Below are 16,178 nucleotides of genomic sequence, written 5' to 3'. Positions count from 1 at the left end.
TTCTCGACCGTGAGCACGGAAACCAACAGCCCGAAGGCCACCTACGCGGCGGCCGGCGTCAGCATCGCCGCGGGCGAGGAGGCGGTCGAGCAGTTCAAGCCGTGGGCCAAGAAGGCCAGCCGCCCCGAGGTGCTCGGCGGCATCGGCGGCTTCGCCGGCCTGTTCAAGCTGCGGCTGGACCGGTGGAAGGAGCCGGTGCTGGCTGCTTCCACCGACGGCGTCGGCACCAAGATCGCGGTGGCGCAGGCGATGGACGTGCACGACACCATCGGCGTCGACCTGGTCGCCATGGTCGTGGACGACCTGGTCGTCTGCGGCGCCGAGCCGGTGCTGCTCCAGGACTACATCGCCATCGGCAAGGTCGTGCCGGAGAAGGTCGCGGCCATCGTCAAGGGCATCGCCGAGGGCTGCGTGCAGGCCGGCTGCGCGCTGCTCGGCGGCGAGACCGCCGAGCACCCCGGGCTGATGTCCGACGGCGCGTACGACGTGTCGGCCACCGGTATCGGCGTGGTCGAGGCGGACAAGATCCTCGGGCCGGAGAAGGTCCAGGACGGCGACGTGGTGATCGCCATGGGCTCCACCGGTCTGCACTCCAACGGCTACTCGCTGGCCCGGCACGTGCTGCTGGACATCGCCCGGATGCCGCTGGAGGGGCACGTCGAGGAGTTCGGCCGGACCCTCGGCGAGGAGCTGCTGGAGCCGACCAAGATCTACGCCAAGGACTGCCTGGCGCTGGCCGCCGAGGCCGACGCCCGCACGTTCGCGCACATCACCGGCGGCGGTCTGGTGTCCAACCTGGCTCGCGTGATCCCGGACGGCCTCACCGCCACCCTGGACCGCGGCACCTGGACGCCCGCCCCCGTGTTCGCCCTCATCGCCCAGCGTGGGCGGGTCGAGCGGGACGAGATGGAGAAGGCGTTCAACATGGGCGTCGGCATGGTCGCCGTCGTCTCGGCCGAGGACGCCGACCGCGCGCTGGCCGTGCTCACCGCCCGTCATGTGCCGGCGTGGGTGCTCGGCGAGATCGGCCCGGCCGGTGACGAGCGCGTCGTGCTGCGGGGCGACCACCCCGCTTCTGACCCGGGTTTTTCGGTGGACGGGCCCCGTAATCTTGGGGCCATGGCCGACGAACTCCTGGTGACGCCGTCGCTGGTGATCGCCGGCACGGAACTGCGCGAACGGTTCTCCCGGTCCTCCGGACCGGGAGGACAGGGCGTGAACACGACCGACAGCCGCGTTGAGCTGTCCTTCGACGTGGCCGCGTCCCCGTCCATCCCCGATCACCTGCGCCCGCGCATCCTGGCGCGGCTGTCCAGCCGCCTGGTCGACGGCGTGCTGACCATCGCCGCCAGCGAGTTCCGCTCGCAGCTGGCCAACCGCAACGCCGCCCGGGAACGCCTGGTCACGGTGCTACGTGCGGCCTCCGCCCCACCGCCCCCAAGCGCCGCCCGACCAAGCCCTCCCGTGGGGCCAAGGAGCGGCGCCTGGAGGCCAAGCACCAGCGCAGCGAGGTCAAACGCAACCGCCGCACCAAGTCCGACGACTAGTCCAACCCCCGCGAGTCACGCTCTCAGACACACAGAATTACGGTTTCCGGCACATCAGCTGACCCGCGGGTACTTGCCCGCCCGCTGACCGACGGCCAACACCTCGATCCGCGCCTCGGCGGTGTCCAGCGTGCCGACGACGTAGCCGAAGTGCAGGCCCTCGATGCCGATCTCGGCCACGATGACGTCCGACTCCGGGCCGATCAGGCCGCCGGCGGCGGTGACGAAGTCCCAGGCGGGGTCGGGCTCAAGGTCGAAGGCCCGCTGGATGATCACGCTGAGCTCGTCCAACGAGGTGGTGGACTCCACCTCGATCTGCCGCTCCGCGCCCGGGAAGGCGACCTTCAGCACGTGGGCGGTCTGCTCGACGTCCTCGGGCACGGGCAGCAGGTCGTCGAAGTCGGCCTCCAGGGCTTCCTCGATGTCCCGCAGCGCCACCAGCTCGTCGCTGTCGGCACGGAACTCGACCAGCTCGGGGTCGTGGTAGGCCTCGGCGAAGCGGGCCAGGATCTCGGGCAGCCGCTCTTCCCACACCACGAGCTGCTCGGGCGTGCAGGTGAAGTGCACCCAGGCGGTGATGGCCTCGGGCAGCAGCGCCAGGTCCTCGTCGGAGATCTCGATGTTGGCCGGCACGCCCACGCTGAGCAGGTAGTCCAGCGAAGCCGGCCCGATCTGGCGGACCCGGCGGCCGTTGGACGACGCGGAGCTCGTCACCAGCACGGCCCACGACCGGGCCAGCTCGGGGTCGGGGAACGGGCGCGAGGCCAGGAACTCCTCGACCACCGGCTCGAATTCCTCGAGCTCCGGCAGATCGTCGGACAAGGTCGCGACCCGGGCCTGGAGCAGCGCGAACTCCATCGCCGGGTTGGTGTCGTCGGCCAGGTCCAGCAGCTCGCCGTGGGCCTCGGGGCCGTCCACCAGGAACAGCCCGAGCGGCCCGTCGATGCGCTCCAGCGCCTCGGCCGCGGTGATGCGCACCGGCTTGGGCGTCGGGTCGATGTTCACGCCCAGTTCCCGGGCCAGCGACTGGGCGTCGGCCTCGGCCCGCTCGACCACGGCAATCTGCGCGATGTGCAGCGCCTGTGCGTGGTCGACCAGCACGCCAAGGACGATGTCGGAGTAGCCGAGGGTGATCAGCTCGACGTCGCCGAACTGGTCGGCCACCGACCAGGCGTCGACCAGCTCCGGCTGCTCCTGCCGGTACCAGTCCGGCGCCGACACGCCGGCCGAGGTCAGCTCGGTCGCGGCGTCCAGGAAGAAGCCCTGCTCCTCGTCGTAGCCGACGGAGCCCAGGGCCAGCAGTGCCGCCAGAGTGGCCGGGGTGGCCTTCTCCACCAGCGCGTCGACCAGCTGCTCCACCGAGCGGTCCATGGTCTCGTCCGGGTCGCCGTCACGCTGCCAGGCCGACCGCCAGAACCCGCCGATCAGCCCCGCCGCCCACAGCTGCGCCTCGTACAGCGACTTCATGCCCAGCAGATCGTTGGCGGCGACCACCGCCGCGTCCACCGGAGACTGCGGGCGCGGGCGCTGCCCGCCCTTGCGCTTGGGCTTGCGGTTACGGCTGACCGGGCTCATACGGCGAATCGTCGCACGTTGCGTCAGGATGCGTTCTCACGGGCGTTGCGTGCGGCGTACCCGGCCAGCAACGCCGGCAGATCGTCGGTCCAGTCGGCGTCGGTGAAGCGGGCCCACGCGCGGATGGCCTCGGTCACCGCCGGCACGGCCTCGGCCGGCATGGCCACCTCCCGCGCCAGCTTGAAGATCTGCGCGTGGGCGAACTCCTCGCCGAAGTCGGTGGCGGCGCGGCCAGTGTCCTCGGCGCTGTTCACCACGAAACGCGCCCACCAGCGCGACCACTTCTCATCGGTGGCGTAGTCGGCCATGAAGCGCTCGATCACGCCCTCGTCGGTCGGGGCCGGCGGCAGGTCGGACAGCACCGCCTCCATCAGCGCCGTGCGCCCCATCAGCCTCCGGAACTGCTCGGCCGGCAGGTTCCGCTCGCTGTCGAGGTCCGGCCCCTCTGCGACGAACATGGTCACCGGGCCGAACAGGCGGTACGACACCTCGACCGGGTCGAGTTCGACGGGCTCCCCGCCGGGCGCGAACGTCTCCGCGAGCTCGCGGAGGAACTCGAGGCCGGCGTCCGGGCCGCGCACGACCACCTTGACCAGGCGCAGCAGGCCGACGTGCTCGACGATCACGCCCAGCGAGTGGTCGTCGTAGGACAGCAGCAGCGCCTCGTAGTTGCGGTTGGTGTCGGTGATCGAGCGGGCGGCGCGCAGCCGCAGCTTCAGGTCACCGGCGTACCAGGCCGGCATCGATCCGGTGGCCAACGCGAGTTCCTCGCCCAGCGCCAGGAATTCGGCCCGCGGCGTGCGTTGGCCGACCAGGCTGAGGGCCAGCGCCGCCGATGTCCCGGCTGCCCCGCCGACGTCGGCGATCTCGGACCGCAGCCGGCCGATGCCGATGTCCGGGTCGGTGCCGGTGTCCCAGGCGATGGCACGGTAGTGGCCGATCAGATCGGAAGCCCAGGTCCGGGCCTGCATCAGATTCTTGATCTCCAGCGCCTGTTCGATCGTCTCGGCCAGCGGCGACACCCGCGGCGGACGCGCCTTGCCGGTGCTGTTCTTCCTGGGCTTGCGTTTGCGGCTGGCCGGGCTCATACCTCGAGCGTGGCACGAAGCCCGGCCGCCGTACCGAAGACGGCGTCAGCCGTTAGTGGGAAATCCGAGGTCGATGCCGGACTGGCGGGGCCAGCGGGCGGTGACGGCCTTGGCCCTGGTGTAGAAGCGGACGCCCTCGGCCCCGTGCACGTGGGTGTCGCCGAACAGGGAGTCCTTCCAGCCGCCGAACGAGTAGTAGGCCATCGGCACCGGGATGGGCACGTTGATGCCGACCATGCCGACGTGCACCCGCCGCTGGTACTCGCGGGCGGCCAGGCCGTCGCCGGTGTAGACGGCGGTGCCGTTGCCGTACGGGTTGGCGTTGACCAGCCGCACGGCGTCCTCGAAGGTCTCGACCCGCACGACCGACAGCACCGGGCCGAAGATCTCCTCGCGGTAGATCGACATCTCCGGGGTGACGTGGTCGAACAGCGTTGGCGCGACCCAGAAGCCGTTCTCGAAGCCGGCGGGGGCGTAGCCGCGGCCGTCGACGACCAGGGTTGCGCCTTCGGCCACGCCGGCGTCCACAAAGGACGAAACCTTGTCACGGTGCACGCCCGTGACGAGCGGCCCCATCTGTGACGAGGTGTTGTCGCCGGGGCCGGTGACCAGCTGCCGGGTACGCACGGCGATGGCCTCGACCAGGCGGTCGGCCGCATCGTCGACGGCGACGATCACCGAGATGGCCATGCAGCGCTCGCCGGCGCTGCCGTAACCGGCGGACACGGCCGCGTCGGCGGCGACGTCGATGTCGGCGTCGGGCAGCACGACCATGTGGTTCTTGGCCCCGCCCAACGCCTGCACCCGCTTGCCGTTGGCGGTGCCGCGGGCGTAGACATGCTTGGCGATCGGCGTGGAGCCGACGAAGGAAACCCCGGCCACATCAGGGTGATCGAGCAGTGCGTTGACGGCAGTGGCGTCACCCTGCACGACGTTCAGCACGCCGTCGGGCAGACCGGCTTCCTGGAACAGCTCGGCCAGCCGCACCGACGCCGACGGGTCGCGTTCGGACGGCTTGAGCACGAAGGCGTTTCCGGCGGCGATGGCCACCGGGAACATCCACATCGGGACCATCACGGGAAAGTTGAACGGGGTGATGCCGGCGACCACGCCCAGCGGCTCGCGCACCGAGTACGCGTCCACACCGCGGGACACCTGCTCGGAGTGCTCGCCCTTGAGCAGATGCGGGATGCCGCAGGCGAATTCGACGACCTCGAGCCCGCGCTGCACCTCGCCGGCGGCGTCGGAGACGACCTTGCCGTGCTCGGCGCTGATGATCTCGGCCAGTTCGTTGGTGTGCTCGTGCACCAGCTGCCGGAAGGCGAACAGGATGCGGCTGCGGGTGGACAGCGAGGAGTCCGACCACGACTCGGCCGCCTTGGCCGCGCTGGCCACGGCCAGGTCCACATCGGACTGGTCGGCCAGCGCGACCTGCCGCGCCACCTCGCCGGTGCTCGGCCGGAAGACGTCACCGGTGCGGGTCGAGGAGCCGGTGGTACGGGCCCCGTCGATCCAGTGCGGTGTCACGTTCACGGTCAGATTCCTCCTCGGTGCGCGGTGGTCGCGCGGACCACCAGGGACGGGTGCAGCAGCTGGTGGACGGCGTCGGTCCGCCCGCGCACCCGGTCGATCAGGGCCTGTGCGGCCAGCCGGCCCATCTCGTGGCGGGGCTGGTCCACGGTGGTCAGTGAGATGTGCCGCAGCGCGGCCAGTGACGTGTTGTCGTAGCCGATCACCGAGATGTCCTGCGGCACACGGAGTCCGGCGTCCTCCAACGCGGAGATCGCGCCGACGGCGTTGTAGTCGTTGGCCGCCACGATCGCCGTGGGCAGCGGGCCGCCGGCCTCGATCAGCCCGCGTACGGCCCGAGCGCCGGCGGTGTCGGTGTACTCGCTGGACACCACGAGGGGATCCAGCCCGTGCCGCAGCATCGCGGCGACGTATCCCTTGCGCCGCAACGATGCCTGCGATCCGCCGCCGCCGTCAAGATGGGCGATGTGGGTGTGGCCGAGCTCGACCAGATGGTCGACGGCCAACCCGGAGCCGACCTCGCCGTCGTCGTTGATGGTGTCCACAGTGGACAAACGCGACGCGCGGGAGACCAGTACCAGCGGGGACTGCTCGGCCGCCTTGGCGATCGTCGACGCCGGCACCACCGGGCCGAGCAGCGCGACGCCGGCCGGCCGGAAGGACAGCAGGTTGTCGACCGCGCGGCGCTCCCGGGTCGGGCTGCGGCCGCCGGTGTTGATGATGAGGTCGAAGCCCTGCTCGGTGACGGCGGCGTCGAAACCGTCCACCACCTCGGCGAAGAAGGCGTTGTTCAGGTCGGACACCATCGCGGCCAGCACGGTCGAGGTGGCGCTGGCCAGCGACCGGGCCATCAGGTGCGGGGAGTAGCCGAGCTCCTCGGCCGCGGCCAGCACGGCACTGCGCCGCTGCTCGCTGACCTTGGGCGAGCCCCGCATGACCAGCGAGACCAGCGCGCGCGACACCCCGGCTCGCGCCGCCACGTCCTCCATGGTCGGACGGCCCAATCCGCACCTCCAGGCTTGACCGATTCAAGGTCACAAGCATGAAACCGGCTCTTGACATCCGTGTGACGCACCATACAGGGTTGGAGCGCTCCAACCAATAGAGCGCTCTAACGACCGGATGGAGATCCCGCACATGCGCATCGGAGTTGCCGGCGTCGGGCGAATCGGCGCCATGCACGCCGCCAACCTCGCCTCCCTTGACCAGGTGGACGAGGTCGTGCTGTTCGATCCGGTGCCCGGCCGCGCCGCCAGCGCCGCCGCCGAACTGGGCAACGGCACCAGCCACGTCGACGACCTCGACGCGCTGCTGGCCGCGGACGGCGTCCTGCTGGCCACCCCGACCAACACCCATCCGGAGATGCTGCGCCGCAGCATCGGCGCCGGTATCCCGGTGCTCTGCGAGAAGCCGATCGCCGGCGACCTGGCCACCATGCAGGCCCTGGTCGACGAGGTCGAGCAGGCCGGGGCCAACGTCCTGGTCGGCTTCCAGCGCCGGTTCGACCCGGCCATCGTCGAGTTGCACCGCCGGCTGCGGGCCGGTGAGGTGGGCAAGGTGTACCTGGTGCGGGCCCTGGGCAACGACGCCCAGCCGCCGGACTTCGGCTACCTGCCGGCCTCCGGGGGCATCTTCCGCGATCTTTTCGTGCACGATCTCGACGCCGTGCCGTGGCTGGTCGGCGAGCCGGTGGTCGAGGTCTACGCCTCCGGCTCGGTCCTGGTCGACCAGGCCTTCGCCGACGCCGACGACGTGGACAACGCGGTCATCACCCTCAAGTTCGCCGGTGGCGCGCACGCGCTGATCGCCGGCGGGCGGCACGACCCGCTCGGCTACGACCACCGCATCGAGGTCATGGGCAGCAAGGACTCGCTCACGGTTGGTCTAGACCCTCGCACGCCGCTGACCTCGCTGGAGTCGGACGGGCCCAAGGTGTCCATTGACGCCTACCCCGGATTCCCGGAACGATTCCGCAACGCGTACCTCAACGAGATGGCGGTGTTCGTCGACGTGGTGGCCGGTCGTGCCGACAATCCCTCCCCGGTTCGGGACAGCCTGGTCAGCCTGCGTCTGGCCGAGGCCTGCGAGCAGTCGCGTCGCTCGGGCAACCCGGTCCGGCTGCTCTCGGAGGTGGGCGCGTGACCGCGATCAAGGTGGCCGGCGCCCCGATCTCGTGGGGCGTGTGCGAGGTGCCGGGCTGGGGCCGGATGTTGCCCGTCGACCTGGTGTTGTCGCAGATGAGCGAGCTGGGACTGACCGCGACCGAGCTCGGTCCGCCGGCCTATCTGCCCGAGGACCCCGCCGTTCTGCGTGAGACGCTCAGCGGACACGAACTGACTCTGGTCGGCGGATTCCTGGCTGTCGTGCTGCACGACGCCGGCCGTACTGAGGAAACTCTGAGGGAAGCCGAGCACTCCGCGAAGGTGCTCGCCGCCGGCGGCGCCGAGGTCCTGGTGCTCGCCGCGGCAACGGGTCTCGACGGCTACGACGAGCGTCCACAGTTGACCGATGGCGAATGGACCACCCTCATCTCCACCTGTGCCGCGATCAGGGAAGTCGCGGCGCGGCACGGGTTGTCGACGGTGTTGCACCCGCACGTGGGCACGCACGTCGAACGCGGCCCCGAGGTCGAGCGCTTCCTGCTCGACTCGGATCTGCCGCTGTGCCTGGACACCGGGCACCTGCTGATCGGTGGCACCGACCCGGTCGAGCTGGCCAAGCGCCATGCCGCCAGGATCAGCCACGTGCACCTCAAGGATGTCCGGGCCGAGATCGCCGACGAGGTTCGGTCGGGTCGGCTCGGCTACGCCGACGCGGTCGCGCAGGGCATGTACGTGCCGCTGGGCGACGGCGATGTGGCGGTGGGCGCGATCGTGCGCTCGCTCCACGAGGCGGGTTACGAGGGGTGGTACGTCCTCGAGCAGGACACCGCCCTGGCCGAGGATGGCACCGAGGGGGATTCCAAGCCCCTGCGTGACACCGCTCGGAGCATCGCTTACCTCGACACGGTCGTCCGGGACCTGTAGACCGGCGGCCGCACTTCCCCAGGAGCGACAATGTTGTCCAAGAAGTCCAAGAGGATCCTGCTTGGCATGGCGGCGGCGGCCGGCGCGATCGCGCTGGCCGCGTGCAGCGGACCCGCCTCTTCCTCCAACAGCGGGTCGGCGCCGGCGAACGGCACGGCGACCGGCGGCGGTCCGATCAACGTCGCGGTGGTCACCCACGGCTCGGCCGGCGACTCGTTCTGGAACGTGGTGAAGAACGGCGCCACCGACGCCGGCAAGCAGCTGGGCGTCAACGTCACCTACAACTCCGACGGCGATCCTGGGGCGCAGTCGAAGTTGATCGACAACGCGGTCGCTCAGCACGTCGACGGCCTGGTCGTGTCCATGGCCAACCCGGACGCGCTCAAGACGTCCATCCAGGCCGCGGTCAAGGCCGGCATCCCGGTCATCACCATCAACTCCGGCCAGTCGCAGAGCGCCGCCTTCGGCGCGCTCGCGCACGTCGGCCAGGACGAGGCCATCGCCGGCCAGCAGGCCGGGGCCAAGCTCAAGACGGCCGGCAAGACCAACCTGCTGTGCGTGATCCACGAGGCCGGCAACGTCGGCCTTGCCCAGCGCTGCGACGGCGCCAAGCAGGGTTTCGGCAAGACGACCAACCTCCAGGTCGACATCAACAACCCGACCGACGTCGAAGCCAAGATCAAGGGCGCGCTGCAGACCGACCCGTCGATCGACGCGGTGCTCACGCTCAACCCGCAGATCGCGCTGTCCGCGGTGAACGCGGCCAAGGAGACCAACTCCAAGGCCACCGTGGCCACCTTCGACCTCAACTCGGACGTGGTCAGCGCGATCAAGGCCGGCCAGGTCGCCTTCGCGGTCGACCAGCAGCAGTACGAGCAGGGCTACCTGCCGATCGTGATGCTCAAGCTGTACCACGACAACGCGAACACCGTCGGCGGCGGCCAGCCCGTGCTCACCGGCCCCGGCTTCGTCGACAAGTCCAATGTGGACAAGGTGGCGCAGTATGCGGCACGGGGAACCCGATGAGTGATTTCTCGGGCACGCTGACGGCTGACGAGCGCATCGCCAGCCCCAGCCTGCTCACCCGACTGGCCATCCGGCCGGAGATCGGCGCGCTGCTCGGCGCGCTGGTGGTGTTCGTCTTCTTCACGGTGATCACCAGTCAGTTCGTGACACCGGCCGGGATCTCGACGTGGCTGGACACCTCGGCCACGCTCGGGATCGTGGCGGTGGCCGTCGCCCTGCTGATGATCGGCGGCGAGTTCGACCTGTCGGCCGGCGTGATGACCGCGTCGACCTCGCTGGTGACCGCGATGCTGGCGACCAAGCTGGGCGTGAACGTCTGGCTGGCCATCGGCGTCTCGCTGGTGTTCGCGCTGGCCGTCGGCGCGTTCAACGGCTGGCTGGTGATGCGGACGAAGCTGCCCAGCTTCATCGTGACGCTGGGCTCCTTCTTCGCCTTGCAGGGCCTCAACCTCGGCGTGACGACGTTGGTGACCGGCACCGTCCAGGTGTCGGGCATCGCCACCGCGCCGGGCTACGCCTCGGCCGGCTACCTGTTCGCGTCGACGTTCTCCCTGGGCACCACCACGTTCCCCATCTCCATCGTGTGGTGGGTGCTGGTGACGGCGATCGCCGCCTGGGTGCTGGCCAGGACCCGCTTCGGCAACTGGATCTTCGCCGTCGGCGGCTCCGCGCCCAGCTCCCGCGCGGTCGGCGTGCCGGTGGGCCGCAGCAAGATCGTGCTGTTCATGACGACCGCGGGCGCGGCCTGGCTGGTCGGCACGATCAACATCCTGCGGTTCACCACCGTGCAGGCCAACCAGGGCATCGGCCTGGAGTTCCAGTACATCATCGCGGCGGTCATCGGCGGCTGCCTGCTGACCGGCGGCTTCGGCTCGGCGGTCGGCGCCGCGATCGGCGCGCTGATCTTCGGCATGGCCAACCAGGGCATCGTCTACGCGCACTGGAACAGCGACTGGTTCAAGCTGTTCCTCGGCATCATGCTGCTGGCCGCGGTGCTGGTGAACAACGGCTTCCGGGCCAGGGCGGAAAGGGCGCGGCGATGAGCGCACTGCTTGAGGTCCGCGATGTCGGCAAGACGTACGGCAGCGTGATCGCGCTGCGGGACGTGTCCACCGTGGTCAACGCGGGCGAGGTCACCTGCGTGCTGGGCGACAACGGCGCCGGCAAGTCCACGCTGATCAAGATCCTGGCCGGGCTGCACCAGCACGACGCCGGCGAGCTGCTCGTCGACGGCCAGCCGGTGCGGCTGTCCTCGCCCCGCGAGGCACTGGACCGCGGTATCGCGACGGTGTACCAGGATCTGGCTGTCGTGCCGCTGATGTCGGTGTGGCGCAACTTCTTCCTCGGCTCCGAGCCGACGAAGGGGTTCGGTCCGTTCAAGATGCTTGACCGCAAGAAGGCCAAGGACGAGACCCGCTGGGCGTTGGCCGACATGGGCATCGACCTGCGGGACGCGGAGCAGCCGGTGGGCACTTTGTCCGGCGGTGAAAGGCAATGCGTGGCCATCGCCCGGGCCGTGTACTTCGGCGCCAAGGTGCTCATCCTGGACGAGCCGACCGCGGCGCTGGGCGTGAAGCAGGCCGGTGTGGTGCTCAAGTACGTTGCCCAGGCCCGTGATCGTGGCCTCGGCGTCGTGCTGATCACGCACAACCCGCACCACGCCTACCCGGTGGGCAACCGGTTCCTGTTGTTGAAGCGGGGCCGCAGCCTCGGTTCCTTCGACAAGAAGGACATCAGCCTGGAGGAACTGACCAGGCAGATGGCCGGTGGCGCGGAACTGGAGGCGTTGCAGCACGAACTCCGTGGTGCGGCGCAGTGAGCAGCAACGTGGAGGCGCTCACGATCGGCCGGGTCGGGGTCGACCTGTACCCGGAGCAGAGCGGTGTGCCGCTCGCCGACGTGAGCACCTTCGCCAAGTCCCTGGGCGGCACGGCCACCAATGTCGCGGTGGCCGCCGCCCGGCTCGGCCGGCGCACGGCCGTGCTGACCAAGGTCGGTCCGGACGGCTTCGGCGACTACGTGCGCAAGGCGCTGACGGGCTTCGGTGTCTCGCCGGAGTTCGTCGGCACCGCGCCGGATCTGTTGACACCGGTGGTGTTCTGCGAACTGAACCCGCCGGCCGATCCGCCGCTGCTGTTCTACCGGCTGCCGATCGCGCCGGATCTCACGCTGACCGAGGCCGACGTGCCGTGGGACGTCATCGAGGACGTGCCGCTGCTGTGGGTCACCGGCACCGGCGTGTGCACCGAACCGGCTCGCTCCACCCAGCGCAAGATCCTGGAGCGGCGGGCCCGTCGCGGACACACGGTGCTGGACCTGGATTACCGGCCGATGTTCTGGTCCGATGTGGACACCGCGCGGGCCGAGATCGGCTGGATGCTCGATCACGTCACGGTGGCCGTCGGCAACCGGGCCGAGGTCGAGGTGGCGGTGGGCACGTCCGACCCGGACGAGGCCGCCGACCGGCTGCTGGCCAGGGGGATTTCCCTTGCCCTAGTGAAGAAGGGGGCCGACGGCGTGCTCGTCGCCACCCCCGAGCACCGGGAAACCGTGACGCCGCAACGGGTCGAGGTGGTGTGCGGGCTGGGGGCCGGCGACGCGTTCGGCGGTTCGGTGATCAACGGCCTGCTGGCCGGCTGGGACCCGGTGACGATCGCCCGGCACGCCAACGCCGCCGGCGCCATCGTGGCCTCCCGACTGGCCTGCGCCGACGCCATGCCCGACGCGGGCGAGATCGAGGAGTTGCTTTCCCTTGTTGACTGACCAGCAGTGGGCCGGCCTGCTGCACACCAGGGCGACCGACCCGCAGGCGGTGGCGATCGCCTACGCCACGCGGCGGCGCCGGCCGTCACTGCTGTCCGGCAAGGGCACGCTGTTCCTGGTCGCCGCCGATCACCCAGCCCGGGGGGCGTTGGGTGTCGGCGGCGATCCGCTGGCCATGTCCGACCGCCGTGAGCTGCTTGACCGGCTGCTCACCGCGCTGGCCAACCCGGCGGTGGACGGCCTGCTGGCCACCCCGGACATCGTCGAGGAGCTGCTGCTGCTCGACGCGCTGCACGACAAGATCGTCATCGGCTCGATGAACCGCGGTGGCCTCGCCGGCGCCGACTGGGAGATCGAGGACCGGTTCACCGGCTACGACGGCCAGTCCATTTCGGACTGTCGGCTGGACGGCGGCAAGATGCTGCTGCGTATCGTGGACTCCGATGCCGGCACCATTCCCACCTTGCAGGGCTGCGCCGACGCCGTGACCGATCTGGCCGGTCAGGGCCTGATGGCCATGGTCGAGCCGCTGCCGTACACCCGTGACTCCGCAGGCAAGTTGGTGCTGCAGAAGGATGCCCAGTCGCTGGCCCGGGCCATCACCGTGGCCTCGGCGTTGGGCGTCACCTCGGCCTACACCTGGCTGAAGCTGCCGGCCCCGTCGGACCTGAAGGTGTTGGACACCACCACGTTGCCGGTCGTCGTGCTCGGCGGAGTGCCGTCCGGCAACCCGGCCGATGACCTCGCCGCCTGGGGAAATGCCTTGGCGCACCCCGTGGTTCGCGGTCTCGTGGTCGGCCGTGCGCTGCTGTACCCGCCCGACGGCGACGTCGCCGCTGCCGTGCAAAACGCCGCGAAGGTTTTGGAGGCGCTGTCGTGAGTCTGCACCGTCCACTCGGCACACTTTCCGACGGTGAGGACCCGGTTCGGCTGACGCCCGAGGCCGCCGGTTGGACATACACCGGCCTGCGGGTGCTGCTGTTGCACCCCGGCACCTCCCGTGTCATCGAAACCGGCGAGTTCGAGGCCTTCGTGCTGCCGCTGTCCGGCGGCTGCGTCGTCGAGGTCGACGGCCGGCGCTTCGAGCTGGAAGGCCGGGACTCCGTCTTCACCCGCGTCACCGACTTCGCCTACGTGCCAAGGGATGCCACCGTCACACTGTCCACGCGGGACGGTGTAGAGGTGGCCCTGCCGATGGCCCGCTGCACCCGACGCCTTGAGCCCCGGTACGGGCCGGCCGAGGACGTGCCGGTGGAGACCCGCGGCGCCGGCAACGCGACCCGGCAGGTCACCAACTTCGGCGTGCCCGGCGTGTGGGACCACGCCGACAAGCTCAACGCGTGCGAGCTCATCACGCCCGACGGCAACTGGTCCTCGTACCCGCCGCACAAGCACGACGAGGCAAGCGAGTGCGAGGTCGTCAACGAGGAGATCTACTACTTCCGCATCGCCGGGCGGGACGGGTTCAACACCTCGCGTGAGGGCTTCGGCTTGCACCGCACCTACACCGCCGACGGCTCCGTGGACGAAGACGTCGCCATCCGCGACGGCGACGTGTTCCTGATCCCGCGCGGCTATCACGGCCCGTGCGTGGCTGCCCCGGGCTATCCCATGTACTACCTGAATGTGCTGGCCGGCCCGGCGGATGACCGGTCCATGGCCTTCTGCGACGACCCCGCCCACGGCTGGATCCGCGACACCTGGGCGTCGACGCCGCTGGACCCCCGCTGCCCGGTGACCTCCGCGAAGGGACGTGTCCGATGAGGCTGACCACCGCCCAGGCCCTGGTCCGCTGGATGATCGCCCAGCGGACCGAGCTGCACGACCTCACCGAGGCCCCGCTGTTCCCCGGCGTGTTCGCGATCTTCGGGCACGGCAACGTGCTCGGCCTCGGCACCGCGCTCGAGGAGCACCGCGACGAGCTGCCGGTATGGCGTGGGCACAACGAGCAGGGCATGGCCCTGGCCGCCGTCGGCTACGCCAAGGCCACCGACCGCCGCCAGGTCGGCGTGGCCACCACGTCCATCGGTCCCGGCGCGCTCAACCTGGTCACCGCGGCCGGTGTCGCGCACGCCAACCGCCTGCCGCTGCTCCTGCTGCCCGGCGACACCTTCACCAGCCGCGCGCCCGACCCCGTGTTGCAGCAGATCGAGCCCTTCCATGACGGCACCGCCAGCGTCAACGACGCCTTCCGGGCAGTCAGCCGGTACTTCGATCGCATCACCCGTCCCGAGCAGCTGCTGGCGGCGTTGCCGCAGGTCGCGCGGGTCCTTACCGACCCGGCTGACTGCGGTCCGGTGACGCTGGCGCTGCCGCAGGACGTGCAGGCCGAGGTCTACGACTTCCCTGAGGCGCTGTTCGAGCCGGTCGTGCATCGCGTGCTGCGGCCGCGGCCCGACCTCCGGGCGGCCCGGGACGCCGCCACGTTGATCAAGGAGTCATCCCGTCCGCTGCTGGTGCTCGGTGGCGGCGTCCGCTACTCCGGGGCCGTCGACCACGCTATCGGCTTCGCCGAGAAGTACGGGATCCCGGTCACCGAGACCACAGCCGGCCGCACCCTGATCGCCCACGACCACCCCCTGCACGCCGGCCCGCTCGGCGTCACCGGCTCCAGCTCCGGCAACGAGCTCGCCGCCGAAGCCGACCTGGTCATCGCCGTCGGCACCCGGCTGCAGGACTTCACCACGGCGTCGTGGACGGTGTTCTCCCCGGACGTCCGGCTCGTCAGCGTGAACGCGGCCCGCTTCGACGCCGTCAAGCACGGCGGCCAGGCCGTCGTCGCCGACGCCCGCACCGGGCTGGTCGAGTTCCAGACCTGGCTCGACGACTGGCAGGCGCCGGCCGAGTGGACCGCGCGGGCCCAGACCGCCCGGGCTTCGTGGGACGCCCACATCGACAAGCTGCGGGCCCCCTCGGACACGCTCACGTATGCCCAGGTCGTCGGCATGGTCAACGATCAGTCCGGGCCTGCCGACTACGTGATGACCGCCTCCGGCGGCCTGCCCGGCGAGCTCATCGGCGGCTGGCGCGCTTCCGGGCCGGCCACCATGGACGTCGAGTACGGCTTCTCGTGCATGGGCTACGAGATCGCCGGCGCGTGGGGCGCGGCCATGGCCCGGCCTTCCGGCGTTGTAACAACCTTGCTCGGTGATGGGTCTTACCTGATGCTCAACTCCGAGCTCTTCAGCGCCGCCTTCGCCGGCCACGGCTTCGTCGCCGTCGTCTGCGACAACGACGGCTACGCCGTCATCCACCGGCTCCAGACCGGCCAGGGGGCCGCCGGCTACAACAACATGTACGCCGACTGCCGGACCTCACTGGCCGAGCCCCCTCGCGTCGACTTCGCCGCCCACGCCCAGGCCCTCGGCTGCGCCGTCTTCCCCGCCGACGCCGGCTCCTTCCCCGCCCGGTACGCCGCGGCGCGGGAGGCCGCCGCTCAGGGCAAGGTCGCCGTCGTGACCGTGCGGACCCATCCCTCCTCCTGGACCGAGGCCGGCGCGTGGTGGGAGGTCGGCGTGCCCGAGGCGGCCCACCGCCCCGAGGTGCTGGCGGCCCGGGCCGAGCTCGACGAGGCCAAGTCCCACCAGGTCCGCTACCTGCGCCAACCCTAGGATCGACAGCGA

The 16,178-nt window shown here is 70.5% G+C and carries 13 protein-coding genes and 2 pseudogenes; 11 read left to right on the top strand and 4 right to left on the bottom strand.

What is annotated here, in order from left to right:
• Positions 1–9 precede the first annotated feature (9 nt).
• A pseudogene (gene purM, locus M3Q35_RS32515) lies at positions 10–1,077 on the top strand (phosphoribosylformylglycinamidine cyclo-ligase); the annotation flags it as partial.
• 42 nt (positions 1,078–1,119) lie between these two features.
• Positions 1,120–1,547 (top strand): annotated as a pseudogene (gene arfB / locus M3Q35_RS32510) (alternative ribosome rescue aminoacyl-tRNA hydrolase ArfB).
• Positions 1,548–1,601: 54 nt separating this feature from the next.
• Here the strand turns inward: arfB and M3Q35_RS32505 are convergent.
• From M3Q35_RS32505 to M3Q35_RS32490, 4 genes are read right to left on the bottom strand one after another with little or no spacing between them, the layout of a single operon-like run.
• Positions 1,602–3,122 (bottom strand): hypothetical protein, encoded by a 1,521-nt coding sequence (locus M3Q35_RS32505; protein WP_273936355.1) that lies wholly within the window; start codon positions 3,120–3,122, stop codon positions 1,602–1,604.
• Between the two features lie 23 nt (positions 3,123–3,145).
• Positions 3,146–4,210 carry a hypothetical protein gene (locus M3Q35_RS32500; RefSeq protein ID WP_273936354.1) on the bottom strand — a complete coding sequence of 355 codons (1,065 nt, stop codon included), beginning with the start codon at positions 4,208–4,210 and terminating at the stop codon, positions 3,146–3,148.
• A 45-nt stretch (positions 4,211–4,255) separates the two neighbouring features.
• A complete protein-coding gene (locus M3Q35_RS32495) occupies positions 4,256–5,743 on the bottom strand; it encodes a CoA-acylating methylmalonate-semialdehyde dehydrogenase (protein ID WP_379794250.1) in 1,488 nt (495 codons plus the stop codon).
• 2 nt (positions 5,744–5,745) lie between these two features.
• Positions 5,746–6,729 carry a LacI family DNA-binding transcriptional regulator gene (locus M3Q35_RS32490; protein ID WP_379794264.1) on the bottom strand — a complete coding sequence of 328 codons (984 nt, stop codon included), beginning with the start codon at positions 6,727–6,729 and terminating at the stop codon, positions 5,746–5,748.
• A gap of 148 nt (positions 6,730–6,877) precedes the next feature.
• On the opposite strand from M3Q35_RS32490, the gene M3Q35_RS32485 reads away from it, so the two are divergent.
• The 9 genes from M3Q35_RS32485 to iolD all read left to right on the top strand — a co-directional run bounded on the left by M3Q35_RS32485 (position 6,878) and on the right by iolD (position 16,166).
• On the top strand, positions 6,878–7,882 hold the full coding sequence (locus M3Q35_RS32485; protein ID WP_273936352.1) for a Gfo/Idh/MocA family protein: 1,005 nt from the start codon (positions 6,878–6,880) through the stop codon (positions 7,880–7,882).
• 65 nt (positions 7,883–7,947) lie between these two features.
• On the top strand, positions 7,948–8,766 hold the full coding sequence (locus M3Q35_RS32480; protein ID WP_379794265.1) for a TIM barrel protein: 819 nt from the start codon (positions 7,948–7,950) through the stop codon (positions 8,764–8,766).
• Between the two features lie 30 nt (positions 8,767–8,796).
• Complete coding sequence (locus tag M3Q35_RS32475; protein WP_273936350.1) at positions 8,797–9,792, top strand: sugar ABC transporter substrate-binding protein; 996 nt, start codon at positions 8,797–8,799, stop codon at positions 9,790–9,792.
• Positions 9,789–10,835, top strand: a complete 1,047-nt coding sequence (locus tag M3Q35_RS32470; RefSeq protein WP_273936349.1) for an ABC transporter permease — start codon at positions 9,789–9,791, stop codon at positions 10,833–10,835. The genes M3Q35_RS32475 and M3Q35_RS32470 overlap by 4 nt, the downstream gene beginning before the upstream one ends.
• Complete coding sequence (locus M3Q35_RS32465) at positions 10,832–11,611, top strand: ATP-binding cassette domain-containing protein (protein ID WP_273936348.1); 780 nt, start codon at positions 10,832–10,834, stop codon at positions 11,609–11,611. Before M3Q35_RS32470 ends, M3Q35_RS32465 begins: the two co-directional genes overlap by 4 nt.
• Positions 11,608–12,555: a 5-dehydro-2-deoxygluconokinase gene (gene iolC / locus M3Q35_RS32460; protein ID WP_273936347.1), complete on the top strand. Its 948-nt coding sequence runs from the start codon at positions 11,608–11,610 to the stop codon at positions 12,553–12,555. The genes M3Q35_RS32465 and iolC overlap by 4 nt, the downstream gene beginning before the upstream one ends.
• On the top strand, positions 12,545–13,435 hold the full coding sequence (locus tag M3Q35_RS32455) for a Cgl0159 family (beta/alpha)8-fold protein (protein WP_273936346.1): 891 nt from the start codon (positions 12,545–12,547) through the stop codon (positions 13,433–13,435). The genes iolC and M3Q35_RS32455 overlap by 11 nt, the downstream gene beginning before the upstream one ends.
• On the top strand, positions 13,432–14,319 hold the full coding sequence (gene iolB / locus M3Q35_RS32450) for a 5-deoxy-glucuronate isomerase (protein WP_273936345.1): 888 nt from the start codon (positions 13,432–13,434) through the stop codon (positions 14,317–14,319). Before M3Q35_RS32455 ends, iolB begins: the two co-directional genes overlap by 4 nt.
• Positions 14,316–16,166 (top strand): 3D-(3,5/4)-trihydroxycyclohexane-1,2-dione acylhydrolase (decyclizing), encoded by a 1,851-nt coding sequence (iolD, locus tag M3Q35_RS32445; RefSeq protein ID WP_273936344.1) that lies wholly within the window; start codon positions 14,316–14,318, stop codon positions 16,164–16,166. Before iolB ends, iolD begins: the two co-directional genes overlap by 4 nt.
• The last annotated feature ends 12 nt before the right edge of the window (positions 16,167–16,178 follow it).

The sequence above is a fragment of the Kutzneria chonburiensis genome, from assembly GCF_028622115.1.
Taxonomy (GTDB): domain Bacteria; phylum Actinomycetota; class Actinomycetes; order Mycobacteriales; family Pseudonocardiaceae; genus Kutzneria; species Kutzneria chonburiensis.
The sequence above is the reverse complement of the archived record's forward strand: the minus strand, read 5'-3'. Positions and strand labels throughout refer to the sequence as shown.